The organism is Brevefilum fermentans (assembly GCF_900184705.1).
GTDB lineage: Bacteria > Chloroflexota > Anaerolineae > Anaerolineales > Anaerolineaceae > Brevifilum > Brevifilum fermentans.
In genome coordinates, this window is record NZ_LT859958.1 from 2,409,982 (window position 1) to 2,431,974 (window position 21,993).

The 21,993-nt window shown below is 51.4% G+C and carries 21 protein-coding genes; 5 read left to right on the top strand and 16 right to left on the bottom strand.

What is annotated here, in order from left to right:
- Positions 1-37: 37 nt before the first annotated feature.
- The 7 genes from CFX1CAM_RS10570 to CFX1CAM_RS10600 form a co-directional block, all read right to left on the bottom strand.
- Positions 38-1,624, bottom strand: a complete 1,587-nt coding sequence (locus CFX1CAM_RS10570; protein WP_087862996.1) for a capsular polysaccharide export protein, LipB/KpsS family — start codon at positions 1,622-1,624, stop codon at positions 38-40.
- Entirely contained in the window at positions 1,625-2,908 is a 1,284-nt protein-coding gene (locus CFX1CAM_RS10575) for an ABC transporter ATP-binding protein (protein ID WP_087862997.1), read from the bottom strand.
- A gap of 6 nt (positions 2,909-2,914) precedes the next feature.
- Positions 2,915-3,763 carry an ABC transporter permease gene (locus CFX1CAM_RS10580; RefSeq protein ID WP_087862998.1) on the bottom strand — a complete coding sequence of 283 codons (849 nt, stop codon included), beginning with the start codon at positions 3,761-3,763 and terminating at the stop codon, positions 2,915-2,917.
- Between the two features lie 4 nt (positions 3,764-3,767).
- Positions 3,768-4,712 (bottom strand): GDP-L-fucose synthase family protein, encoded by a 945-nt coding sequence (locus CFX1CAM_RS10585; RefSeq protein WP_231940987.1) that lies wholly within the window; start codon positions 4,710-4,712, stop codon positions 3,768-3,770.
- Between the two features lie 46 nt (positions 4,713-4,758).
- The gene (locus CFX1CAM_RS10590) at positions 4,759-5,229 is read right to left on the bottom strand and encodes a MarR family winged helix-turn-helix transcriptional regulator (RefSeq protein WP_087863000.1); all 471 of its coding nucleotides are present in this window, start codon (positions 5,227-5,229) and stop codon (positions 4,759-4,761) included.
- Between the two features lie 390 nt (positions 5,230-5,619).
- Positions 5,620-7,185, bottom strand: coding sequence for a hypothetical protein (locus tag CFX1CAM_RS10595; RefSeq protein ID WP_087863001.1), 1,566 nt, complete (start codon positions 7,183-7,185; stop codon positions 5,620-5,622).
- Between the two features lie 61 nt (positions 7,186-7,246).
- Positions 7,247-8,371: a glycosyltransferase gene (locus tag CFX1CAM_RS10600; RefSeq protein ID WP_087863002.1), complete on the bottom strand. Its 1,125-nt coding sequence runs from the start codon at positions 8,369-8,371 to the stop codon at positions 7,247-7,249.
- Between the two features lie 288 nt (positions 8,372-8,659).
- Between CFX1CAM_RS10600 and CFX1CAM_RS10605 the strand changes: the two genes are divergently transcribed.
- From CFX1CAM_RS10605 to CFX1CAM_RS10615, 3 genes are all read left to right on the top strand, one after another.
- Complete coding sequence (locus CFX1CAM_RS10605) at positions 8,660-9,562, top strand: lysophospholipid acyltransferase family protein (protein WP_087863004.1); 903 nt, start codon at positions 8,660-8,662, stop codon at positions 9,560-9,562.
- 15 nt (positions 9,563-9,577) lie between these two features.
- The gene (locus CFX1CAM_RS10610) at positions 9,578-10,300 is read left to right on the top strand and encodes a CDP-alcohol phosphatidyltransferase family protein (protein ID WP_087863005.1); all 723 of its coding nucleotides are present in this window, start codon (positions 9,578-9,580) and stop codon (positions 10,298-10,300) included.
- A gap of 97 nt (positions 10,301-10,397) precedes the next feature.
- Entirely contained in the window at positions 10,398-11,639 is a 1,242-nt protein-coding gene (locus CFX1CAM_RS10615; protein ID WP_087863006.1) for a metallophosphoesterase family protein, read from the top strand.
- Positions 11,640-11,800: 161 nt separating this feature from the next.
- On the opposite strand, the gene dnaK is transcribed toward CFX1CAM_RS10615, so the two are convergent.
- From dnaK to CFX1CAM_RS10645, 7 genes are all read right to left on the bottom strand, one after another.
- Positions 11,801-13,696, bottom strand: coding sequence for a molecular chaperone DnaK (dnaK, locus tag CFX1CAM_RS10620; RefSeq protein WP_087863007.1), 1,896 nt, complete (start codon positions 13,694-13,696; stop codon positions 11,801-11,803).
- Positions 13,697-13,802: 106 nt separating this feature from the next.
- The gene (locus CFX1CAM_RS11700) at positions 13,803-13,937 is read right to left on the bottom strand and encodes a hypothetical protein (protein WP_269457035.1); all 135 of its coding nucleotides are present in this window, start codon (positions 13,935-13,937) and stop codon (positions 13,803-13,805) included.
- 1 nt (position 13,938) lies between these two features.
- Positions 13,939-14,622 (bottom strand): cytochrome c biogenesis protein, encoded by a 684-nt coding sequence (locus CFX1CAM_RS10625; protein WP_087863009.1) that lies wholly within the window; start codon positions 14,620-14,622, stop codon positions 13,939-13,941.
- Position 14,623: 1 nt separating this feature from the next.
- Positions 14,624-15,307, bottom strand: a complete 684-nt coding sequence (locus CFX1CAM_RS10630) for a heme exporter protein CcmB (protein ID WP_087863011.1) — start codon at positions 15,305-15,307, stop codon at positions 14,624-14,626.
- On the bottom strand, positions 15,304-16,029 hold the full coding sequence (ccmA, locus tag CFX1CAM_RS10635) for a heme ABC exporter ATP-binding protein CcmA (RefSeq protein WP_087863012.1): 726 nt from the start codon (positions 16,027-16,029) through the stop codon (positions 15,304-15,306). The genes CFX1CAM_RS10630 and ccmA overlap by 4 nt, the downstream gene beginning before the upstream one ends.
- A gap of 41 nt (positions 16,030-16,070) precedes the next feature.
- Positions 16,071-16,601, bottom strand: a complete 531-nt coding sequence (locus CFX1CAM_RS10640) for a zinc ribbon domain-containing protein (RefSeq protein WP_087863013.1) — start codon at positions 16,599-16,601, stop codon at positions 16,071-16,073.
- 199 nt (positions 16,602-16,800) lie between these two features.
- A complete protein-coding gene (locus CFX1CAM_RS10645; protein ID WP_087863015.1) occupies positions 16,801-17,238 on the bottom strand; it encodes an RrF2 family transcriptional regulator in 438 nt (145 codons plus the stop codon).
- A gap of 263 nt (positions 17,239-17,501) precedes the next feature.
- Here CFX1CAM_RS10645 and CFX1CAM_RS10650 point away from each other — a divergent pair, with 263 nt between their 5' ends.
- Both CFX1CAM_RS10650 and CFX1CAM_RS10655 read left to right on the top strand, forming a co-directional pair.
- Positions 17,502-18,461 carry a GDP-mannose 4,6-dehydratase gene (locus CFX1CAM_RS10650; protein WP_087863016.1) on the top strand — a complete coding sequence of 320 codons (960 nt, stop codon included), beginning with the start codon at positions 17,502-17,504 and terminating at the stop codon, positions 18,459-18,461.
- Between the two features lie 60 nt (positions 18,462-18,521).
- Positions 18,522-19,799 carry a Kelch repeat-containing protein gene (locus CFX1CAM_RS10655; RefSeq protein ID WP_087863017.1) on the top strand — a complete coding sequence of 426 codons (1,278 nt, stop codon included), beginning with the start codon at positions 18,522-18,524 and terminating at the stop codon, positions 19,797-19,799.
- Between the two features lie 111 nt (positions 19,800-19,910).
- Here the strand turns inward: CFX1CAM_RS10655 and CFX1CAM_RS10660 are convergent, their stop codons facing one another.
- Both CFX1CAM_RS10660 and CFX1CAM_RS10665 read right to left on the bottom strand, forming a co-directional pair.
- Positions 19,911-20,372 (bottom strand): peptidase associated/transthyretin-like domain-containing protein, encoded by a 462-nt coding sequence (locus CFX1CAM_RS10660; protein ID WP_087863019.1) that lies wholly within the window; start codon positions 20,370-20,372, stop codon positions 19,911-19,913.
- Between the two features lie 165 nt (positions 20,373-20,537).
- The gene (locus CFX1CAM_RS10665; RefSeq protein ID WP_087863020.1) at positions 20,538-21,947 is read right to left on the bottom strand and encodes a hypothetical protein; all 1,410 of its coding nucleotides are present in this window, start codon (positions 21,945-21,947) and stop codon (positions 20,538-20,540) included.
- Positions 21,948-21,993: the final 46 nt, after the last annotated feature.

The window sequence follows — 21,993 nt, forward strand, 5'->3', positions numbered from 1 at the left end:
TTCTAAAGATTTCGTTCGGCTCACATTGTTGGCGCAATTACCAGATCAGGGGCGTACCGGTCAGGGCATCAAAGGTTGGTCCGTATTTTTGATCACCTTCAGCGCTTAAAACATAAGCCATCGGTCGGGCGCGAAGATCATCTTTCAGGTCAAGAAGATGCCAGGGAAAAGGCTTCGGAAAGTTGAAAAAGAACAGGTAAGCATAGCGCCATGCCAGATCAACCTGATCCTGGGTCAATTGCGCAGATTGCAAATCAGCCAATTTCTCATCCAGCAGCGCAAAGTAATCCTCCCAGGAAGTCGGGTCGTTGGTGAAACCTCGACCCCGGTAATGGGTTTGCCCGGCAATAATCACCGGGATGCCACGCATGGCCATCTCCATCCCGACCGTGGTGGAATACACCAGCCCCAGGTGAGTGATCTCCAAAAGATCATAGGTGTTGATCTTCGCCTGCGCTTCAACCAGGTGAAAATGCGCCGGGAGTTCGCCCATGATCGATTTAATGATGGTCGCAAGGGATGTTCCTTTTATCAGCAGTTCGCCAGGGTGCATACGTATAATGAGTTGAACATCGTCACGATCGATAAAATAGCGCAAGGTGCGTTCAACCCACTCCGTCATGGATTGGCTGAACACCTGCCTTCCCAGGGTTAAACTATCGCCAAGCACATTAGCCGCCAACAGTATGACCGGTCGGTCATCCAGGTTGAGCGCTGCCTTCACAGCCGCGCCGCCCTGGGTGGCGGTCTCCTGCCATTGACGCGTAAAGTTCTGCCAGATTTTCGAATCCACCCGTGCTGAATACAGGTCTTGCAGTTGATTTAATTGCTTCTCGTCCAGGGGTTCCTGCCCCCTCGCTGCCCAAAGCCCATCCGTGTTATGCCGCATGATCTCGGAATCCTGAGCCAGCCAGATGCGCTCGCGCTGTTCGCTGAATTCAAAGGTCACTGTTTTCAGGTTCAGATGCCGTGCAACCTGGTAAACCACACCCATCTCCTGGATGGTGCCGTTGGGGAGAATGACCACATCGGGCTGATGCGCCATCAACCAGGCGCGCGCATTCAGCGCAGCGTCCAGATTACGTTCGTATCGCAGTTGAAAAAGCGGCTCTTTTTGGGTGATGTCTTCCATCTGTAACGCATATTGGGTATCAAAAATACTCACCTGTTCTACTGCTTGTTTTATTTCCAACGGTAGTTGCCGCGAGAACGGCTTAACATCCAGCAGCGACTGCACCTGCAGCACCGAACCCGCTTCTCGGAGCACATCGCGCGCGTAGAGATTTTGGCGGCGCAGGTCAAATTTCTCGATCGGCTCGTCCCAACTGGCGTAGGGTAAAAAAGACAGGGTGACCTGATGTCCACGACCGGCCAGCGCAACGCCCAACAGGGCTGCGTATTCAATCCAGTAATGCAGCGAGGCAAAAATAAACACTTTTTTACCCAGCTTTCGCTGCCGGCGAGCTTCCTCAGCCTGTTGTGTTGCTTCAGAGAGCACATCCGTTAACAGGTCCAGGTTAAAATGCGCCTGCCACAGCTTATGGCGCTGAATCAAGTGCCAGTAGAGTTCAACAGCACAAGGCAACTGCGCCAGTATTCTCTTGACAGTGTGTCGATTCATCATTTAGCGTCCGACCTTCCCAATCGACCAGTCCAGTTTCGGCCGTACCAGTCCGAGGCGAGGTTCAGGCCACTGCATCCCCGGCGCGCCGGTGGCATCCACGGTGAAGGTGAGCGCTTTATCATCCTGAAAATAACGTTGAATACGGTAAGAACTGGCATTGACCCCCAGCACATAGCGACCCTCATTCATCAAATCCGGTGGGACTTCACAGCGGCTGATATAGCGTCCCGAGGCGCGAGAGGTGTGTTTTTCAAACATGTGCTCTGCATCGGTATCAAAGCTGGTGAAGACAATTTCACCGCGGGTGGTCATCATATAGATCCCCACCCGCAAACCGCTAATATCCTCGCTTAGCTGGTATTCAACTTCAATTGAAAAGCCTTCTGCCGCGATAACCGTGTCAACCACCTGTTTCGCCAAATTTAATACCCGCAGCGCAATCGGGATGAAAGGCCCTTTGTGATTGAAAAAATCCTCATCAGACCAGGTGCGCTCGCCCTGTTTTGTGAGCCCCATATTCAGGTAATAATCCACCGCATCCGGTGTAGGCGCTCGCATCACCATCTTGCCCTGGTCAAGAACAATCGTCTCCTGCGTCAACCGCAGAATAGCAGACATATTATGGCTCACAAACAACACCGTACGCCCTTCCTGGGCAACATCGCTCATCTTGCCCAGGCACTTGCGCTGGAATTCAGCATCACCCACCGCGAGGACCTCGTCAACAACCAGGATCTCCGGTTCAAGATGAGCTGCCACAGCAAAAGCCAGACGCAAATACATGCCGCTCGAGAAGCGCTTGACCGGTGTATCAATGAACTTGCCAACTTCCGAAAAAGCGACAATTTCATCAAATTTTCGATCAATTTCTTCGCGGCGCATGCCCAGGATGGCTCCGTTAAGGTAAATGTTCTCACGACCGGAAAGTTCCGGATGAAAACCCGTCCCGACCTCCAGTAGAGAGCCAACCCGCCCATGGATTTCACCGTATCCCAACGTCGGATCAGTGACCCTGGACAGTATTTTTAACAAGGTGCTTTTCCCTGCACCGTTCCTGCCCACAATCCCCAACACCTGGCCACGTTCCACCTCGAAAGAGATGTCCTTCAACGCCCAAATGTGTGAAGGCCCCTCAGAACGTGACCCGTCCCCACGCTTGAACCAGCGACCAGCCCGCTGTACATTGCTCGTCACCAAATCTCGCAGCGTGTCGGGTCGCTCTTGCAGGAGCCCAATACGGTATTGTTTGGCGATATTCTCAACGCGAATGGCTATTTCTGACATAAACCTCTAAACAATATCGGCGAAGGTCTTTTCCATCCGCCGAAAATAGAATAATCCGCTCACCAGCAAGATGATCACCACCAGTACCGAGATCCACATCGTCGCATCAGGCTGGTCCCCTCCCAACAAAGCCCAGCGATAGCTCTGGATCACACCGACCATCGGGTTCAAACCGTACAGAACTCGCCAGATCCCCTCCGGGATGATATCAATGGGGTAAACAATCGGTGATGCATACATCCACACCTGCACGATGAAGGGCACCATGTGTTGAACATCACGATATTGCACATTGATGGCTGAAAGCCACAAACCCACAGCCAGGGCGGTTAGAAGCGCAAACAGGATAATCACAGGCAGCCACAGCATATTCCACCCGGGCATGTAGCGATAATACGCCATCATCCCAATCAATACAAAAAAAGAAACGCCAAAATCGACCAGGGCAGCCATCACAGCCGATAAGGGGATCGCCAATCGGGGGAAGTAGATCTTGGTGAGCAAGTTCGCATTGCCAACCAGGCTGATACTGGACCGCTGCAAGGCATTGGCAAATAATTGCCAGGGCAGCAAAGCTGAGATCGTAAACAATGGGTAGGGAAGATCCTGGGAAGGTGTTTTCAACAAAATGCCGAACACCACTGTGAAGATCAACACGGTCAGCACCGGCTGCAGGACCGCCCAGGCAATCCCCAATACGGCTTGTTTATAGCGCACCTTGATATCTCGCCAGGTGAGGAAATAGACCAATTCACGGTAACGCCACAATTCCTTTAAGTCAATCGAAAGCCAACCCTTCGATGGTTTCAGGTAGGTGACCGGGGTGTGATTCTTTTGTAGTTGAGTGTTTTCCATCAGCCTAATGAATTACTTCCGATGTTTTGAGATACCAATCAATCGTCTGCTGTAAACCTTCGTCAAAATCTGTTTGTGCTTCAAACCCAAATTTTTCTCGAGCGCGGCTGGTATCTAATGCCCGTCGTGGTTGACCGTTGGGTTTGCTGGTATCCCACACCAAATCACCCTCAAAACCCGTCATCCTGGCAATTTTCTCAGCCAGGTCTTTGATGCTGATCTCAAACCCGGACCCAAGATTAACGGGCAGGGATTCATTATAACACTCCGTCGCCAGTGCAATTCCGCGAGCAGCATCTTTGACATAAATAAACTCTCGGGTCGGTGAGCCATCACCCCAGACCACGATGTGATCAGAGCCGCTTTCCCGGGCTTCAATGCATTTGCGGATCAAAGCTGGGATCACATGCGAACTGCGCGGGTCAAAATTATCGCCCGGTCCATACAGGTTGACCGGCAGCAAGAAAATGCTATTGAACCCGTATTGTTCACGGTATGCCTGTGACTGAACCAGCAACATTTTCTTCGCCAATCCGTAAGGGGCATTGGTCTCCTCAGGATAACCGTCCCATAAATCATCTTCCTTAAAGGGCACTGGGGTAAATTTTGGGTAGGCACACACCGTGCCAATGGCAACGAATTTTTCAACGCCGCTTAAGTATGCCTGGTGCATCAATTGGACGCCCATCATCAGGTTGTCATAGAAGAACTCTGCTGGATGTTCCCGGTTGGCGCCGATGCCGCCCACATGTGCCGCCAGGTGAATGATCACATCCGGGTTTGAATCCGCCAGCATACGATTGATGGCAGCCGGGTCAACGAGGTCATAATCCTCAATTTTGGGGATAAAAATATCCGTTGCACCGCGCGTCCGCAGCTCCTTGATCAAATGCGTCCCTAAAAAACCCGCCCCACCGGTCACACAAATTCGTTTTTCAGACCAATTCATAAATTTCTCCATACCTTCTATGCCAATCTCATTGTGCAAGTGCTCTTCATTCTATCCTGATATCCAGACCGTCGACCACAATTTCTGGGGCATCAGGGTCATTCGTAATTTTAACATGATACTCCAGGCAAGTCAGCCGGCAGACATCACGAACATCACCCTCTCCATTCAGGCGCACTGTGGTGATACCGGCATCTGTTACCGCCTTCAACACATCCTTGACCTGCTGGCGCACCTGCCGGTAGACGTCAAAAGACTGCTTGATATACGCCTGAGTTAACGTCCTGTACAAAGTGCGCCCTTTTGGGGTAAGCGTATAACGTAATTTGCGGCGGTGCGTGCGTTCGACCTGAATAAAGTCGTTTTTAACCAGCTGCTGCAGGCGCCTGTTGACCGTGCCAATCGCAATGCTCAAATCCTGTGCTAAGTCCGACTGCGAGATATCAGGGTCAGCGTTTACCCGCTCTAACAAAGCTAGGTCACAAAAATCGTTGCGATTATTATTTAACTTGATCATATTTCAACTCATGAATTATAATCCCCCTTCCTCACCCGTCAAGATAGCCTTTAGGTAGTGAGTTATTTAACAGAAATTGACCTGATTTGCAATCGCCTGTCGATTATATCCAACTGTCACGAGCAGGTCGTAACTGAAAGCGATTTTCGTCGGTTTCTCAAACATTTATTAGATAACGCCCGATTGACGATACCATCAACTCTTTTACACCGCTTTATTAGATATCATCAAGGTCAGGCAGTGAAATATCGATAATGCGAGGCGCAATCCTGAGGTCTTCGACCACGATTCCGGAGCAGACCAGCTGTTTTTGAGAGGTTCTGAAATCAAGTAACAAGATTGGTCGGTCGGTTTCACCGGAATGAGTCAAACACGATTGCACTATCGTGTTCAATCCCTATTCGTACCAAAAACAGATGGTTTTATACGTTTGGAATCACAAATTATTCCGCCAACAATAATCAAAAGACTAAGAAATACGATGCTTCCGACCATAAACCAGAAATTAATGGTCGGAATAGCTTTGTAGTATCGTCCGATATACCATGAGGTAAAGAAGCCAAGGAAGATCACCTCAATCAACAGGCCGCGCCGCAGCCATCTGTCCTTTGTTTCTTGCGCAAAATGGACTGCCCAGGCGCCCAAAGCCGCCATCAAAGGCAGGAAAATGGTGCGGTAGCGTGGATTGTCCCACTGGTTGCCGCCGGCGCGGGCTGAGGCGATTAAGATCCATGCCCAAACCACAATCGCCATCAGGCGGATCAGCCGTCGTCTTTGTGAAGGCTCCAATCGCCAGGCGCGCACTGAGGCGTACACCAGGAGGGGCAACATTGCGTACCACCCCACTGAACGAAAAATTGCCAACCCCCACCAAATCCAGGGAGCTGGCGCAGCGATCGCTGCGGGTAAAACCGGCTGAAACACCCCATAAACCAGGATAAAGGGAAAAACCACCCATTCCGGCAATTTCTCGAGTTGAGCCTGGATCATTCCCGACCGTAAGACTGTCACATAAACGTCCCAACTGAGAAAATTTTTCACCCAATCGATGAGGTACCAGGATACAGCCAGTACGCCGACCCCCACAACAGCCCAAACCGCTCCTTTGACCCATTTCTTTTCCACTTCGGGTGATTTGATCACCCACGCCCACAACAGCACAACCCCGGTGATCGGAACCGCAACCCTGAAGGAGAACAAGAACAAGCTGATCGCACTCAATAAAAAAACAATGGCGGCTGTCTTCTGGTTCGATCGCTCAATCCAATGCGTTCCTGACCACAACATCGCCGAAAACATCAGGATGATAAAAGGTTCCCGCATTTGCGATGCAGCTAACAAGATGAGCTCAGGGTACAGAACCATAATCCAGCCTGCCCAAATCGCAGCCCGGGGACTGATTTTACGTTTTAAACCCGATATCAAGAACGGAACACTCAATGCCATAGCGCCAGCCGCCAGGAGCACAATCAAAATCGGTCGATGCTCATCCGGACTGATATAACGGTAAACGAACCCACTTAATGCCAGCAGTCCGCCGTATTGATCGACCTCGTATTCATCACTGAATGCCCCGAGTAAAGGCTGATCGGAACGAGCCAACGCCCAGGCATCGCCATCACGGCGGTAAGCGTCTTCAAAGACATAACCTGCCTGCTGGACGTCTTCTTCATAGCCAAAGCGTGGCAAGCCCCAGGCCAGAAATACACCGAATGCGATCCGCAAGAAAAAAGCTAAAAACAGCATCCAGGCCAGCATCTTTCCCGCGCCGGCTTTCTTCCAGGTAAAAAACAGGGCGATGCTGACCATAAATAGCATACCTGCGATTGACATTAATCCCGGCCAGAAATTGCCTCGGGGTAAAATCGTCTGAATCAGAGCGCCCAACCCCAGGCTGGCGGAAAGAATGACTCCCAGTGGAACAATTATTTGGTATTTTTCTTTTCGCTCAAACATCGGCTGCCTGCGCTTTTATTCGACGGATCAAGCATGCTCACAATTTCACCACAAATCCGGATTAAATCAATCCCTCCAAAGCCCGTTCAGCCCGGGCTTGCCAGGTGTAGGACCCAATAGCAGCCCTGGCAGCGTCGCCCAAAGCACGGCAAACAGAGGGGTCGCCCTGAAGCTTTGAGAGTGCTTCGCTCCAGGCTTGCAGGTCTTCAGGCGGGCAAAACACCGCCATCGTATCATCCAGCACCTCGTGGATCACTGGCAGGTCGCTGCTGATGATCGCCCGACCTGTTGCCATATACTCAAACATTTTCATCGGGCTGGCAATTTTGGCTGTATCCCCACCGCTGCTTCCAGCAATTTGCCGACCGTAGGGCATCAGGAGCACGTCAGCCGCGGCCTGATATTGTGGAAGGACCTGGTTGTTCACAAACCCGGTCAGGGTGATGTTGGTGATCCCTGTGGATTGAACCCTGTGTTTCCAGTATTCAACATCGCCTGCCTCACCACCAACCCACAGGAAATGCACCTGCGGCATGGTCTGCGCCAACTTGAACAACAATTCCATCCCGCGCCCGGCATAAAAATGCCCAGCATACCCGGCTGTGAACTTATCGGGCAAGCCCAGTGACTGGCGCGCTTGCGATGATGCAGGCAAACCCTGGTACCGTTCCAAATCAACGCCCATAGGCGCGACCTGGAGATTCACTGCAGAGGGGCTGAAGCTAAAGTCCTCCATCAACACCTGGCTGAGCGCGTGGGTAATGGGCAACAATCGTCGACGCGTTTTTGATCCGCAAAAACGTCGGAATAACCACGGTCCAAGCCTGCCTTTGACCCGGTCATGCATCTCAAGAATTGTGGGAATTTTTAGCCACAGCGCCAACACCGCCGTTTGCAGCATCCAGGTGTAAACCACATCGGCTCCCATCTTCCGAGCCCTGTGCACGGCTTTGATGGCAAAATCATAACGTTTCCAAACCTGGTTTTCAGAGATCCAGAGAATATCCAGGGCTTGCTGCAAGCCATAATGCACCTGAAGATCCTCCGCAGGTGTAGATCTTTCACCCGGCACGAGCAAGGTCACCTGATGGCCCAAAGCAGCTAAAGCCTGGGTCGTCTTGACGACCTGGATGCTGTTCGCTGTATTGGAGGGAATGGTTGAAGCGCTGATACTGACGATCTTCATATTTGTTCCGCCGGTTAGCCGCCTCTCAAAGCAAATTGGGTTTGCGCTGGCAAAAAGCGATAAGACGACTGACGAATGGAAATATACCACAGGAACGCGTTTTTAATCGTCTGCGGCGGGTGAATGATTTGAAAAATGAAGCTCTTAAATGGTTAATCAGTCGATCAGAGAGAATTAATATTTATTTTGATAAACCAGCTCGGTTTAATTAAATGAAGTAAAATACTAAAAAATAATCATTACTGACACTTAGAAGAAGTAATTTTTTATTACGGATCTCTTTAAAAGATGAAATACAGCGAGTTTAAACGCCTGCCTTTCTTATTTCAGATTCTGGTCTTGCTGGGGCTGATTTTGCCTCGGAGAGTAGGCTTATTAATCGCCAGCCTGATTGGAACGATCCTGGGCAGCCTGAAGTCACTGAATCCGATCAAAGCCATTCGAGCCAATCAATGGGTGATCCACAACCAGCAGTTGACCAGGAAAGACTTAAATCGATATCCCCGGGTGGTTTTTCGGTCAATTGCAAAATGTTTTTTCGATTATTTTTATTTCCTCTCCCGGCCAGAAAAATTGACCGAAATCGTGCGTTTCAGTCCTGAAGCAGAGGCAACTATCAAACGCATTGCAAATCATGAACCCTGCATGATCGTCTGCCCCCATATCAGCAACTTCGACCTGATGGGCTATGCACTGGCCATCCACAATGTGAAACTACAGGTGCTATCCTTCCCGAATCCTGTAACCACTTATCGTTGGCAAAATGAACTGCGGCAGAGGGAAGGGATCATCGTCACGCCCATGAGTCTGAGCGCCTTCAGACAAGCCCGACAGCGCTTGCGAGATGGGGGTAGCGTGTTGACCGGTCTTGACCGCCCTCTTGAAAAGACTTTTCAAGAAAAATATCAACCCAGTTTCTTTGGCTATAAAACATCGCTCCCTGTTGCCTATGTTCGCATGGCCCTGGAAGCCAGGGTGCCGGTTTATGTGTTTGCCGCTGCTTACCTGCCAGATGGAAAATATTACCTGGAAGGTTCGGAGCCCATCTGGATGGAACCTCACGATGACCTTGAAACAGAAACGCTGTCCAATGTTCACAAAGTCCTTCATGTTGCAGAAGAACTGATCAAAAAGTATCCCCAGCAGTGGGCGATGTTCTACCCGGTTTGGCCGCAATTTCTCGGTGTTTAAACAGAAAGGGAAACAATGTCAAACGTTGAAAAGCATAAAAGAGAAAATAAAATTTTGCTGGGGTTTCTCGAGCGCCCCGCCCTGCGCTGGCTGGCAGCGCATATGCCTGCCTGGGTAACCCCCGATATTCTCACCTGGATTGGGGTCGGTGCGTCTGTGCTGATTTTCGTCAGTTACGCCCTCACCAACATCAGCCCCAACTACCTGTGGTTAGCCAACCTGGGCTTCCTCCTCAACTGGTTTGGCGATAGCCTGGACGGCACCCTGGCGCGCTATCGGAAAATTGAGCGTCCGCGTTATGGCTTCCTGATCGATCACTGGGTTGACGCCATCAGCATCTTGCTCATTTTCCTCGGGCTGGGCCTCTCTCCCTATGTTGACCTGCAGGTTGCCAGCCTGGCTGTGATCAGTTATTTGCTGGTTTCAATCATGGTCTACCTGATCACCTACGTAACCGGCATTTTCAACATTACCAACGCCTATATCGGACCTACTGAATTTCGCGTGCTGGCGATCATTCTCAACACCATCATCTTCTTCAGCGGTGAAGTCACTTTCAAACTCCGCTGGGTGGGCGAGACGAGTTTATTCACCCTGGTGACCGGCGCCGTGGCTTTGATTTTGTTTCTGTACTTCATGATCAATACAGCCATCCAGGCACAAAAATTAAAGCTATTGGATGAAAAGCGCCTTGAGCGCAGGCTCGCCAAAGAGCGCAAAAACCAGGATACCAACTGATCCCATCACGGGGTTGCATTCACTGACCAGACCCAACCAAATGCCGACGCCTCTGCATCCGCCGCGGCGCCAGGCTTGAAAGATAATATTTAGCTTTATGATCAAGATTCTCCACTTTGCTGATGCCCACATCGACATGGCCAACTTTGGAAGGCATGACCCTGAATCAGGGCTTCCCCTGCGGGTGATGGATTTTTTAAAATCCCTGGACGAAATTATCCAATTCGCTCTCGCTGAAAAAGTCGACCTGGTCATTTTCGCAGGGGACACCTACAAAGACCGTTCGCCCGCACCAACCTTCCAACGTGAATGGGGAAAGCGCATTATGCAGCTTTCACGGGCGGGCATTCCAACGCTTTTATTAACCGGGAATCACGATATTTCTCCGGCGACGGGCCGTGCCCACGCCATCCAGGAGTTTGACACCCTGGAAGTGCCTCACGTGCATGTGGTGCATCAGCCCCAATTTCTCACGCCAGCTGACCTGGAAGGCCTGCCCGTTCAAATCATCGCCTTTCCCTGGATCTCCCGCTCGTCGATGATGTCCATGCTGGATCCCGGCAGTGTAGAACCTGGTCAGATCTATGCTGCGTTTAATGCCCACCTGGCTGAATTAATTGAGGACTGGCTGGATGCAGCAGATCCTGACCTGCCAATCATCCTGACTGCGCATGCCTCGGTTGAAGGCGCCCTGTATGGCGCAGAGCGCACGGTGATGTTGGGCAAGGACCTGGTACTGCCATATGCACTGGTGAAAAATCCAAGGTTTGATTATGTCGCCCTCGGGCATATCCATAAAGCACAGGATTTGAATAAAGATGCCCACCCGCCGGTGATCTACCCGGGCTCCATCGAACGGGTGGATTTTGGCGAAGTTGCTGACCGGAAATACTATGTCCTGGCGGAGGTCAACAAACAGAACACCAGGGTCACCTGGCAGGAATTGAAAAACATCCGCCCCTTTATCGACCTCCATGTCCGACTTGAAACAGACCAGGCCATCAACCAGACCCTTCAGAGTCACCTTCCACCCCCAGATGAGTTGCAGGATGCAATTGTGCGCATGGTGATCGAGTACCCGCGTGCCTGGGAACCCCTGATTGACGACAATCAGTTGCGGGAGTTAACAGCAGGCGCGTTTGAATTTCACCTCGTAAAACGCCCCCGCTTTGAGACCCGGGGGCGCCTGCCAGAAGGGCGCACAGCCAGCCAGCTCAGCGCCCTCGAACTGCTGAACTTTTACTGGAAGACAAGCTCCAGCAACCTGGATCAGGAAAGAGTACAAACTCTGAACAACCTTGCCAGCTCAATCATCGATGAAGTCAACATGCGGGAGTAAACTCTACGCCAGTTGGAGATCGCCCCTATAGTTTTTAACAATGGGAAACTTAAACGGGTATCCAGGGACAAGGTTTAATTTTTAAAAAGGCTGCCCCATCAGGAGCAGCCTTTCTCTTTTTTGGTCTACCAGCGCCTTATCGACTAAGCCAACCCACCTCTTTAGGCTTCTCTGAATTCGCCTTCGACGACGTCTTCGTCATTCGGGTGGGCGTCATGCTCAGGCGGTTGAGGTGCCGCAGCGCCAGCATCCGTGTGCTGGTAGGCTGCTTCTCCGATGGCCTGCAAGTCAGTTTGCAAGGTATCAATCAAGCTCTGGATGCGGGCTTTATCCTCACCCTGGATGGCTTCGCGCAGGTCGTTGACTTTGCTTTCCACGTTGGCGCGTTGCTCGGCGGTGACCTTCTCGCCCATATCCCTCAGCAGTTTTTCTGCCTGGTAAGCCAGTTGATCGCCTTGATTGCGCATTTCGATCAGGGCTTTACGCTGCTCATCTTCTGCGCGGTGTTTGGCAGCATCGGAAACCATCTTATCGATATCGGATTTATCCAAGTTGGTCGATGCGGTGATGGTGATCTTCTGTTCTTTTCCACTGGCTTTGTCTTTTGCAGTGACGTTCAGGATGCCGTTGGCGTCGATATCAAAGGTGACCTCAATCTGCGGGATACCGCGCGGCGCCGGCGGGATGCCGTCCAGGCGGAAGCGTCCCAGGCTCATATTGTCGCTGGCCATCGGTCGCTCGCCCTGCAGGACATGGATATCAACCGATGTCTGGCTATCCTCAGCGGTAGAGAATACCTCGGTCTTTTTGACCGGGATAGTGGTATTGCGCTCAATCAGGGTGGTCATCACCCTGCCAAGGGTTTCCACGCCCAGGGAAAGGGGCGTCACATCCAGCAGGAGGACGTCTTTCACATCGCCAGCCAGAACGCCGCCCTGGATGGCTGCGCCCATCGACACCACTTCATCGGGGTTGACGCCCTTGTTGGGCTCTTTTCCGCCAGTCAGATCACGCACCAGGTCCTGGATCATCGGCATGCGGGTTGCGCCGCCGACGAGGACGACTTCATCAATCTGCCCGACCTTGAGGTTGGCGTCTTTGAGAGCAGCGTTGAAGGGTCCCTTCGCGCGCTCAACCAGGTGGGCGGTCATTTGTTCAAGTTTAGCCCGGTTTAATTTCAACAGCAGATGCTTCGGTCCGGAAGCGTCAGCGGTCACATAGGGCAAATTGATTTCCGTTTCCATTACAGAGCTTAATTCAATTTTCGCCTTTTCGGCTGCCTCGCGCAAACGTTGCAATGCCTGGCGGTCTTCGCGCAGGTCAATACCCTGCTCGCGTTTAAATTCATCCGCTGCCCAGTTCACAACGACTTCATCCCAGTCATCGCCACCCAGGTGTGTATCGCCGTTAGTGGCTTTGACTTCAATCACGCCTTCGCCGACTTCAAGCAGCGATACGTCAAAGGTTCCGCCGCCCAGGTCAAAGACGAGGATGATCTCGCTTTCTTTTTTGTCCAGCCCGTAGGTCAGGGCTGAGGCGGTGGGTTCGTTGATGATGCGCATCACTTCTAAACCGGCAATCTTACCGGCGTCCTTGGTGGCTTGGCGCTGGCTGTCGTTGAAGTATGCAGGTACAGTGATCACCGCCTTTGTCACAGGTTGACCTAAATAGGCTTCTGCGTCCGTCTTCAGTTTGGCGAGGATCATCGCCGAGATTTCCTGCGGTGTATAGGTCTTGCCAGTGATCGGGATATTCACGCGCGCATCGCCCGTGGGCCCGCTGACCACCTTGAAGGGTACCATTTCACGTTCGGATTTAACTTCATCGTAACGGCGACCCATAAAGCGTTTGATCGATGATATCGTATTTTCCGGGTTTACAACCGCCTGGCGTTTGGCGGGGATGCCGACCAGGCGCTCGCCTTGTTTATTAAAGGCAACTACTGATGGAAGCAGTCGTGAACCTTCTGCGGTGGAGATGACGGTTGCTGTGCCGCCTTCAACCACAGAAACAACGCTGTTTGTTGTTCCCAGGTCAATACCAATAATTTTTGACATAATCCATCCTCCAATTTCTTTTTCTTTATCACTATGAAGATACTGAATCAGTCATAGAAGATCGTTAACAAATTATTGGATAATTATTAGCATCTTGGGGGGAGGGTCAATCGCGGTTCTTTTGATCAAGCTTTTTCCTCGCATGGCGGGTGCGCAGGATCAACGTGAAGGCATAAATCGCCAGGGTGCCGAGGATGATGGAAAAACCAAGGATCATTTCAGTGAGGGTGTTGGCGGGCATCTTATTCTACCTCCCGGGTCATTTCAAACTCTAATTGTGCCAAGCGCACACGGCGCCAGACCAGGTCGACCAGCAAAACCGTGAAAACCAGCAGACTGAGCAGCAGGGTGTTTAACATGCGGGGTGACATACTGAAGGCGCCACCTGTCCTGTCAGCGGGCGCGATCACCACCGGGTGGATGGTGCGGAATAGCCGAATGGAGAAAAAGGTCAGCGGGACAGTTAACGCCGCCAGTATGGCGAAAACAGCTCCCAGGCGCGCCTGGGCTTCCGGCGTGCTCACCCCGGCGCGCAGGATAAAATACGCCAGGTAAATCAGCGTCATGATCGCGGTTGTGGTCAATCGCGGGTCCCACACCCACCACGTGTTCCAGATCGGGCGCGCCCAGATCATCCCGCTGAAGATGGCAATGATGGAGAACACCAGGCCAACTTCAATGGCTGCAGAAGAAAGCCAATCCCAGCGGATGCGGCGCGTCAACAAGTAACCGGCGCCGCCCACTGCCCCGAGAATAAAGCATACCATTCCAGCCCAGGCGGCGGAGATGTGAAAGTAAAACACCTTTTGTACCGGGCCCATCACAACTTCAACCGGCGTATAAACGATGATGATCAGCATCGCGAGGGGCACCAGGATCAGCGAGAGAAGATCCAGAACCACCAGGGCGACGGGTTTTTTTGGCATCTCAATCCTCCAGGATGGTTTCAAAAAATAACAAACCGGCAGCGTTGAAGATCAATACCCCTGCCAGCAGCAGGTAGATCCAGCTCGACATCTCAGACAGCGGTTGTTCGGCGAGCACACCGCGGCTGGCTTCCACAGCAGCGATCAGGATCGGCAGCGCCAGCGGGTAGAGCAGCACAGGCAGCAGCACATCACGTGTGCGCGCCTGAATGCTGAGCGCAGATAGCAGGGTTCCCAGGCTGGTGTAGGCGGCTAATCCTAAAAGCATGACCAGAAACAAGGGGGCGCGCAGCAAGTTCTGCCCATAAAACAGGCTGAACACTGGCAACAGCAGCAATCCCACCAGGGTTGTGAAGCAGAAGTTTCCCAGGGTCTTGCCAAAAAAGATGGCCGAGCGATCGACCGGCGCCAGCAATAAGCCATCCAGGGCGTTGTTTTCACGCTCCAGGCTGATGCTGCGATTTAACCCCAGTGTGGAGGCAAAAGCCAGGGAGACCCACAACAGCCCGGAGGTCAGCCCAGCCTGCACATCCGGTGCGAGTTGCAGGGCGAAGTTGAACAGGAACACGATCATCAACGCAAACATTAACATGACGGGCAGACCCTGGCGACCGCGCCACTCAACCTGGATATCCTTACGCAAAATCTGCCACACCACGCCCAGGTAAGCGCCGATCGCTTTCATGTCACCTCCCCCAGATAGCTGTTCAGTTCAGGCGATTCAGCCAGCGCGGAAACGGGGATATGCACGTCGATGCGTCCATCTTTGAGCCAGGCCACATGCGAGGCGAGCGTCAGCAGGCGCTGCGGACGGTGGGCTGCCAGCAGGATAATACGGTCCGGGCGGTGCCAATTTTGCAGGAATCGATCGAGAAAGCCGGCGGCTTCCTGGTCCAGGCTGGTGTAGGGTTCGTCAAACAGCAGGATGGAAGGTTGGTGCAATGTGGCGCGGGCGAGTGACAGGCGCTGCAGCAAGCCGCGAGACAGGGTGCGCACGGGCTGATGCTGATGTGCGACTAAACCGAGAGCCTGCAGAGCCTGTGAGATTCTTGCCTCACGATTTTCCAACGGGTAGAGACGTGCACTGTGAAGCAGGTTTTCATACGCGCTCAGGTCCTGATAAACCATGGGTTGATGACCTACATAGCCAATTTCCCTGCGCACCAGGGGATTGCTCGGCCCATCTGCACCGTAAAGGGTCACTGCACCCTGGCTGGGGCGCACCAACCCAGCCAGAGTGCGTAAGAGGGTGGTTTTACCGACGCCATTGTCACCCACCAGCAGGCAAAAATCACCGCGATTAATGGTCAACGATAATTGATTTAACACAGGATGGCGATGATAGCGTTTTACCAGGCCATGAACATCAATCCGAAGCAACTCCGGCGGAAAAGTCATTCTTGCCATGATGGTTCAATTATATTGCAAGGCTTGGGATGTGGGTACTGTTATAGGGCGTGACCGCAGTAGACGCAAAATTTGTCACCAGGTTTTATCGGTGCACCACAATACGGACAATATGGATTGCCATCCGCTGCATATGATTTTGGGAAAAAGTCTGGCGCCACCGATTGGGGAACTGAATCCTTTAATTCAGATGAATCGTCAGCAAAAGAGCTCACATGATAGGTACCCGTTTGCTTTTCCTTGATCATTCGCACTTCGGGTTCCTCTGCGGAAGTAGAGAGCCAAGCATCTTGATCTTTTTTCGCCTCAATCCCATGCAAGGTGCCCTGGTATTTGTGAGCGCTGGCATGCCCAGGTTCGAGGTTTGAAGGTTCAATTGCATCGCTGTTGGCGGCATCCTCAGGGGAGGGGATCAGCTCGATTTCCAGAAGAGGTTCTTGATCATTGGATTCATGCTCTGCTTTGGGATTTGAGGTTTCATTATCCTTTTCAGCCCTGTAGAAAAGGATAAATAATAAGAAAGTGATGCCAATCGCAATGATCAGAAAAAGGAGAATCAGAGTTAAATCCATAATTACTTAACCCAGTTGATACTAAAAAAGTACGCTTAATACAATGTTAATTCATTAATCGTTTTTTGTACAGGGTTATAATGATCAAAATTAAAAAATAAAGAGAAATCGTGCTGAAAACTTGGCAAAAATGCAATTTATAAGACCCCCTGGCTATTGAGCGGGCTGATAGCAATGAAGCAGATGGCAGTGAGTGAATTTAACCCGTTAAGACTTCTTCGCGCGCAGTTAAATAGGCTAAGGAGACGCTCCTCAGCTTTTCAACCAGTTCATTCTGTGTTTCGCACCACACTTCGTGAAGGGGGCAGTTGCTCCCAAAAGAGCACAAGGAAGCGTCCTTCGTACACTCACACAGTGTGATTGGGCCATCAATGGCTTCAACCACATCCAACAGTGAGATGTTTTCTGGATCACGAGCCAGTATGACCCCGCCGCTGGCACCGCGTATGGTGTTAACCAGGCGCGCAATCGAGAGTTGAGAGATAATCTTCGCCAGGAAGGACGATGGAATCAGTTTTTCCTCTGCAATTTTGCTGGTGGTGGCTGGCTTCCAATTGGGCTTGCTCCTGGTTTGCTCGTGCCTGGCGAGGTACAGCATCGCTCTGAGGGCATAATCAGCCTGTCGGGTTATCTGCATGGGATTGTTCTCTCTCTTTCCGTTTTCGTCCCGGTTTACGATAAATTGTATCTAATTTAGGGGGATTTGTAAAGGATAAAAGGAATAAGAGGTTAGGAATCGTATCCGAAGCAACATTACTTAATCAATCCTGATACCTGATTCCTGATACCTGTTTCCTGATTCCTGCTTCCGAACCGTCCACTCAGTATTCTCCAAATTGGTATAATCAACTTTGTAAGTTCTTAACACTGAAGAACTGTTTTTTTAAAGGAGCACAGCTTTTGAAAACCGCATTAATCACCGGGATCACCGGGCAGGACGGCTCGTACCTGGCGGAGTTCCTGCTCGCCAAAGGCTATCGCGTCGTGGGCATGGTTCGCCGGACAAGCACCATCGATTACAGTCGCATCGAACACATCCAGGATCAAATTGAACTGGCCCATGGCGATTTGTTGGATCAAGGCTCGCTATACGCGATCTTTGACGCCTATCGTCCCGATGAGGTCTATAACCTGGGCGGGCAGTCCAATGTACAGCTCTCCTGGTCACAGGCGGTGCTGACCGCCGAATCGACCGCCCTGGGCGTGACCCGTTTACTGGACTGTATGCGCCAGGTGACGCCCGCGTCGCGTTTTTATCAAGCCTCCACCAGTGAGATTTTTGGCGATGCAGATGAATCCCCCCAGACCTTGACCACCCACCTCAACCCGCGCAACCCCTACGGGGTCGCCAAGGTGTACGGGCATCTGATCACCCAGAATTACCGCCAGCGGCAGGGTTTGTTTGCCGTTTCGGGCGTGCTGTATAACCACGAGAGCCCGCGGCGCGGCCTGGACTTTGTCACCCGTAAGATCACCCATGGGGTGGCGCAAATTAAGCTGGGATTAGCAACGGAATTGCGCCTGGGCAACCTGGATGCCCAGCGAGATTGGGGCTTTGCCGGCGATTATGTGCAGGCAATGTGGCTGATGCTCCAACAAGATCAACCGGTGGATTACGTGGTTGGCACAGGTCAACTGCATACCGTGCGGGATTTTTGTCGAATCGCGTTTGAGGTTGCTAACCTGGATTACCGCAACTATGTTGTTGAAGATCCTGCTTTCTTCCGTCCGACAGAACGCTTCCCCTTACTGGCCGACCCCAGCCAAACCATCGCAGATTTAGGTTGGCTTCCGCAGGTTGATTTTGAAGGGTTGATCGAGATGATGGTGACCGCCGACCTTGCAGCCCTGGGGGCATGAGCGAAACACTGGATATTCCAGTATAATTTGATCTATTACAGATCTTATCGATTGGTATATATGGCCGACCAGCATCAACTCAGTGCGCGCGAAATTGAGATCCTCAGATTAGTAGCCAAAGGTCTCACCAACGGCGAAATTGCCCATCTTCTGACCATCAGCCCCAACACGGTCAAGGTGCACCTCAGCAACATCTATGAGAAGACGGGCGCGGCCTCACGCACCGAAGCGACCATGTACGGCATCGAACACGGCATCATCGACGTTCCAGGCGGGGCTGAGGCTGTCGAAGTCATTCCGCCCACCCGGGCGGAACTGCTGCGTAAACACGTCTGGTGGATCATCCCCGCCGCCGCGCTGGTGATGGTCTTAATCATCCTCACGCTGGTCATCCTGTTCCGACCGCCTGACACTGAAGCCCAGCCGTTGGCTGCCTTGACTGAGCGCTGGCAGGAACTGGCGCCGATGCCCGTCGCTCGCGCTGGCATGGCGACTGCGGCTTATGACGGCGAGATCTATGCCATCGCCGGTGAAGGGCCCGAAGGCATCAGCGGCAGCGTCTTTCGTTACACGCCTGAGACAGACCACTGGACACAACTGAGCGAAAAGCCCCTCCCCGTGGCGGATGTGCACGGCGTGCTGATCGGCGAGAAGATTTACGTCCCCGGCGGCAGGCGTTCGGATGGAGCACCGACCGATATCCTGGAGATTTACGACCCCCGGCGAGACACGTGGTCAACGGGTGCACGGCTGCCGCAGCCGGTCAGCGCGTATGCATTGGCAGATTTCGAAGGTCAGATGTATTTGTTTGGCGGCTGGGATGGGGAACAAGCCCTTGACACCGTGTATGTGTACAATCCAGCAACGGATGCGTGGAGAGAGTTGACGCGTATGGGCTCCCCTCGCCAGGATCACGGTGCAGTGGCTTTGACGGATAAGATTGTCGTCATCGGTGGCAGGAATGACGGTGGTGCGCTCACCGAGGCGGTGGGCTTTTACCCGTCACGGGATTTTGAGGGGGAAAATCCCTGGGAGGAGTTCGTGGACCTACCGGAAGCCAGGTATGGCTTTGGGGTGGAAAGCAGTGGCGAAGTCATTTTTATTTTTGGCGGAGCGCAAGCCTCAGAAGCAGTCGCTGATTTCCCCCTGTTGTATCAATACACAGAATCAGGTTGGCGTTCAATCCCAACAGATATGACAGAGCCCGTTTTCAAACCTGTGCTGATTTCCCTCGGCTCGCAGATTTACATAATAACTTCAGCTTTATCAGAAAATCAAACTTTATTTTTAAAATATCAAGCGATTTACTTTGAGGTCTTCCTCCCAATTATTCAATAAAAATCCCATAACGGTTTTTGTGAATGCATCCTTGCCGGTATTGTAAATAAAAAGCTCCTCAAGCCTGAATATAAAACCCTGCTTGAGGAGAGGATGGCTGAAATAAGGAATTTAATCTGGCATTTCTATGAACAATTCACCCAGATCGATTGAATCTCCACCTTTCACGGAGATTGTCAACGGGGTTTTTCCATCATCTTCTGTGACGAAAACAAATTCACCCGGGCCACCCAGAACGGTAATCACATAGTTTTCTCCGGGTTCTACATTCTCAAAATAAAAATAACCCCGGGTCGTATCGACGATTGCTCTGGGAGAATACTGATACGAGAAGGAAATTGTCGGTGGCAATTCATCGTTGTCGAATGCTAAATCTTCTGACAAAAACACCATATCTCCGACTGGAGCATTGGTGGATGAATGAATTTCGCCATAAATAACTGCTGAATCTTCGGATGGCGAAGGGACTGACCACGCCTGTTGTCCATCATCTGGTGCGGGTGTTTGAGCCGGAGAGCAACCGAAGGCAAATGCTAAAAACAGGAAAAGGAAAACCAATAAAGCTTTTTTCATTGAAAGTGTCCGTGTCATTAAAGATATTAGGAAAAGAAGTAGAGGAAGTAATCCTCTACTTCTTTTAGTGTTAATCTTCAGATCATTTAATTCATCCGACTGATGACCGCTTTCATTGCCAGTGCGTCGATCTGTCGGGCTGCTTTGACTTCAACAGGGTCGAACTTAGGGTGCGATACCCTCATATACAGCCAAGGAGTCGACTTGAAGCCCAGCATTGTGCGCCAGGATGTTCAGCGTACCAACTAACTGTTTGCCCGATGTTGATTTGCAGATAGCGCCGCCTAAGAATCCATTCGGCATCGGAGTTCTATCGTTGTAGAACTGGTGCAGCCAACCCGAATTATTGGGCAGTGCAGTCGGGTTTTTCAGTGTCTTGGTAACCGCGCCGCCGGGACCAGTGCCCTTGATGGTGCAGACGATATCGTTCTTTGGAATGGTGCTGCCACTAACATTAATTACTGTCATGGAGGTCCACCAATTCCAGGGGCCGACCCATTGTTGAACAAAGGGGAACACGATGGTGTCGGTTGCCGCGGCGGGGTTCTGAGACATTAACGCTGCGCCCTTATTGGGGTCAATGGTGTTGTTAATCTGGTTGACGATACCGACCAGCGGCTGGTTGGCGGAATTTGTTATTACTGCAGCGCTGCCGATGAAGCGTTCACCATTCTTGCATGTTGAGGATACGGTGTATGGTGCCCAGGATGTTGGGAAGGCAAAAGCATAAGTAGCAAAATCGCGTTTTGCCCCGGGAGGAATGGTAATGGTCTCAGTACAGGCAGTACCGACCTCAGTGGGTGTATATTTCATTGTCACAGTAGTCGCAACAGTGCCAGCATTTTGAATATTTGCCGAAGTCCAGTAGCCATAGTTGTTCTCGTTGATCATCGGGAAAATGGGCTTTGTGGTTCCAGCGACAAACCCGTTGTAGGAATACAATTGATTTCCTGGGCCATCGTTATATTCAACAACAGCAACCGCTACAGCGCCAGACGTGGTGACGATGGCTGAGAAGTCTTTGGGCAGGCCAGCCATACCGCGATTGTCAATTTTGTAAGAGGCGTAGGGCTTAATACTTGGAATATTGGTTACCTTCCCGTTGCTGTAGGTCACAGTTGCGGAAATTGCGCTGCTGGTTGTATTCTGAATGTAGAAATAGGTGCTGTAGCCGTAATTCTGGTTCATTAACAGGGGTAAAAAGACCTTATTTGCTCCTCCCGAGACGCCGATATAACCGGCGTAACCGGTATAGTTGCCGGCACTATTCTTGCTGGCCAGCATCCCCATGGAAGCCAGGGGCACATCGGATTCAATCACCATAGAACCATCGAAATTGCTGACACCTGCGAATGAGGTAAAATATATCGTCTCATAAGCTTTAATGGGTTTAGTGATTGGAGCGAGTTCAGTCCCATTCTGCCTGAAGAAACGCAGCGTGATCGTCCCATTCACATTAGAAACATTGGTGACATTAACTTGCGTCTCATATTTTGCGGGGGGTTGTGCTTGCACCGGGGGAATGGCAAAAAACAACATTGCAATGATTAATGATAAAAATAGTAATTTGCGCATTTTGTTCTCCTAAAACTAAAATCGGTTTTGATAGTCTAAGAATAAA

Coding starts and splice junctions, on each gene's coding strand:
- CFX1CAM_RS10605 (WP_087863004.1), top strand. CDS start 8,660: ATGAAATACAGCGAGTTTAAACGCCTGCCTTTCTTATTTCAGATTCTG.
- CFX1CAM_RS10610 (WP_087863005.1), top strand. CDS start 9,578: ATGTCAAACGTTGAAAAGCATAAAAGAGAAAATAAAATTTTGCTGGGG.
- CFX1CAM_RS10570 (WP_087862996.1), bottom strand. CDS start 1,624: ATGATGAATCGACACACTGTCAAGAGAATACTGGCGCAGTTGCCTTGT.
- ccmA (WP_087863012.1), bottom strand. CDS start 16,029: ATGGCAAGAATGACTTTTCCGCCGGAGTTGCTTCGGATTGATGTTCAT.
- CFX1CAM_RS10660 (WP_087863019.1), bottom strand. CDS start 20,372: ATGAAAAAAGCTTTATTGGTTTTCCTTTTCCTGTTTTTAGCATTTGCC.
- dnaK (WP_087863007.1), bottom strand. CDS start 13,696: ATGTCAAAAATTATTGGTATTGACCTGGGAACAACAAACAGCGTTGTT.
- CFX1CAM_RS10590 (WP_087863000.1), bottom strand. CDS start 5,229: ATGATCAAGTTAAATAATAATCGCAACGATTTTTGTGACCTAGCTTTG.
- CFX1CAM_RS10625 (WP_087863009.1), bottom strand. CDS start 14,622: ATGCCAAAAAAACCCGTCGCCCTGGTGGTTCTGGATCTTCTCTCGCTG.
- CFX1CAM_RS10655 (WP_087863017.1), top strand. CDS start 18,522: ATGGCCGACCAGCATCAACTCAGTGCGCGCGAAATTGAGATCCTCAGA.
- CFX1CAM_RS10595 (WP_087863001.1), bottom strand. CDS start 7,185: ATGTTTGAGCGAAAAGAAAAATACCAAATAATTGTTCCACTGGGAGTC.
- CFX1CAM_RS10575 (WP_087862997.1), bottom strand. CDS start 2,908: ATGTCAGAAATAGCCATTCGCGTTGAGAATATCGCCAAACAATACCGT.
- CFX1CAM_RS10580 (WP_087862998.1), bottom strand. CDS start 3,763: ATGGAAAACACTCAACTACAAAAGAATCACACCCCGGTCACCTACCTG.
- CFX1CAM_RS10600 (WP_087863002.1), bottom strand. CDS start 8,371: ATGAAGATCGTCAGTATCAGCGCTTCAACCATTCCCTCCAATACAGCG.
- CFX1CAM_RS11700 (WP_269457035.1), bottom strand. CDS start 13,937: ATGCCCGCCAACACCCTCACTGAAATGATCCTTGGTTTTTCCATCATC.
- CFX1CAM_RS10665 (WP_087863020.1), bottom strand. CDS start 21,947: ATGCGCAAATTACTATTTTTATCATTAATCATTGCAATGTTGTTTTTT.
- CFX1CAM_RS10630 (WP_087863011.1), bottom strand. CDS start 15,307: ATGAAAGCGATCGGCGCTTACCTGGGCGTGGTGTGGCAGATTTTGCGT.
- CFX1CAM_RS10615 (WP_087863006.1), top strand. CDS start 10,398: ATGATCAAGATTCTCCACTTTGCTGATGCCCACATCGACATGGCCAAC.
- CFX1CAM_RS10640 (WP_087863013.1), bottom strand. CDS start 16,601: ATGGATTTAACTCTGATTCTCCTTTTTCTGATCATTGCGATTGGCATC.
- CFX1CAM_RS10585 (WP_231940987.1), bottom strand. CDS start 4,712: ATGAATTGGTCTGAAAAACGAATTTGTGTGACCGGTGGGGCGGGTTTT.
- CFX1CAM_RS10645 (WP_087863015.1), bottom strand. CDS start 17,238: ATGCAGATAACCCGACAGGCTGATTATGCCCTCAGAGCGATGCTGTAC.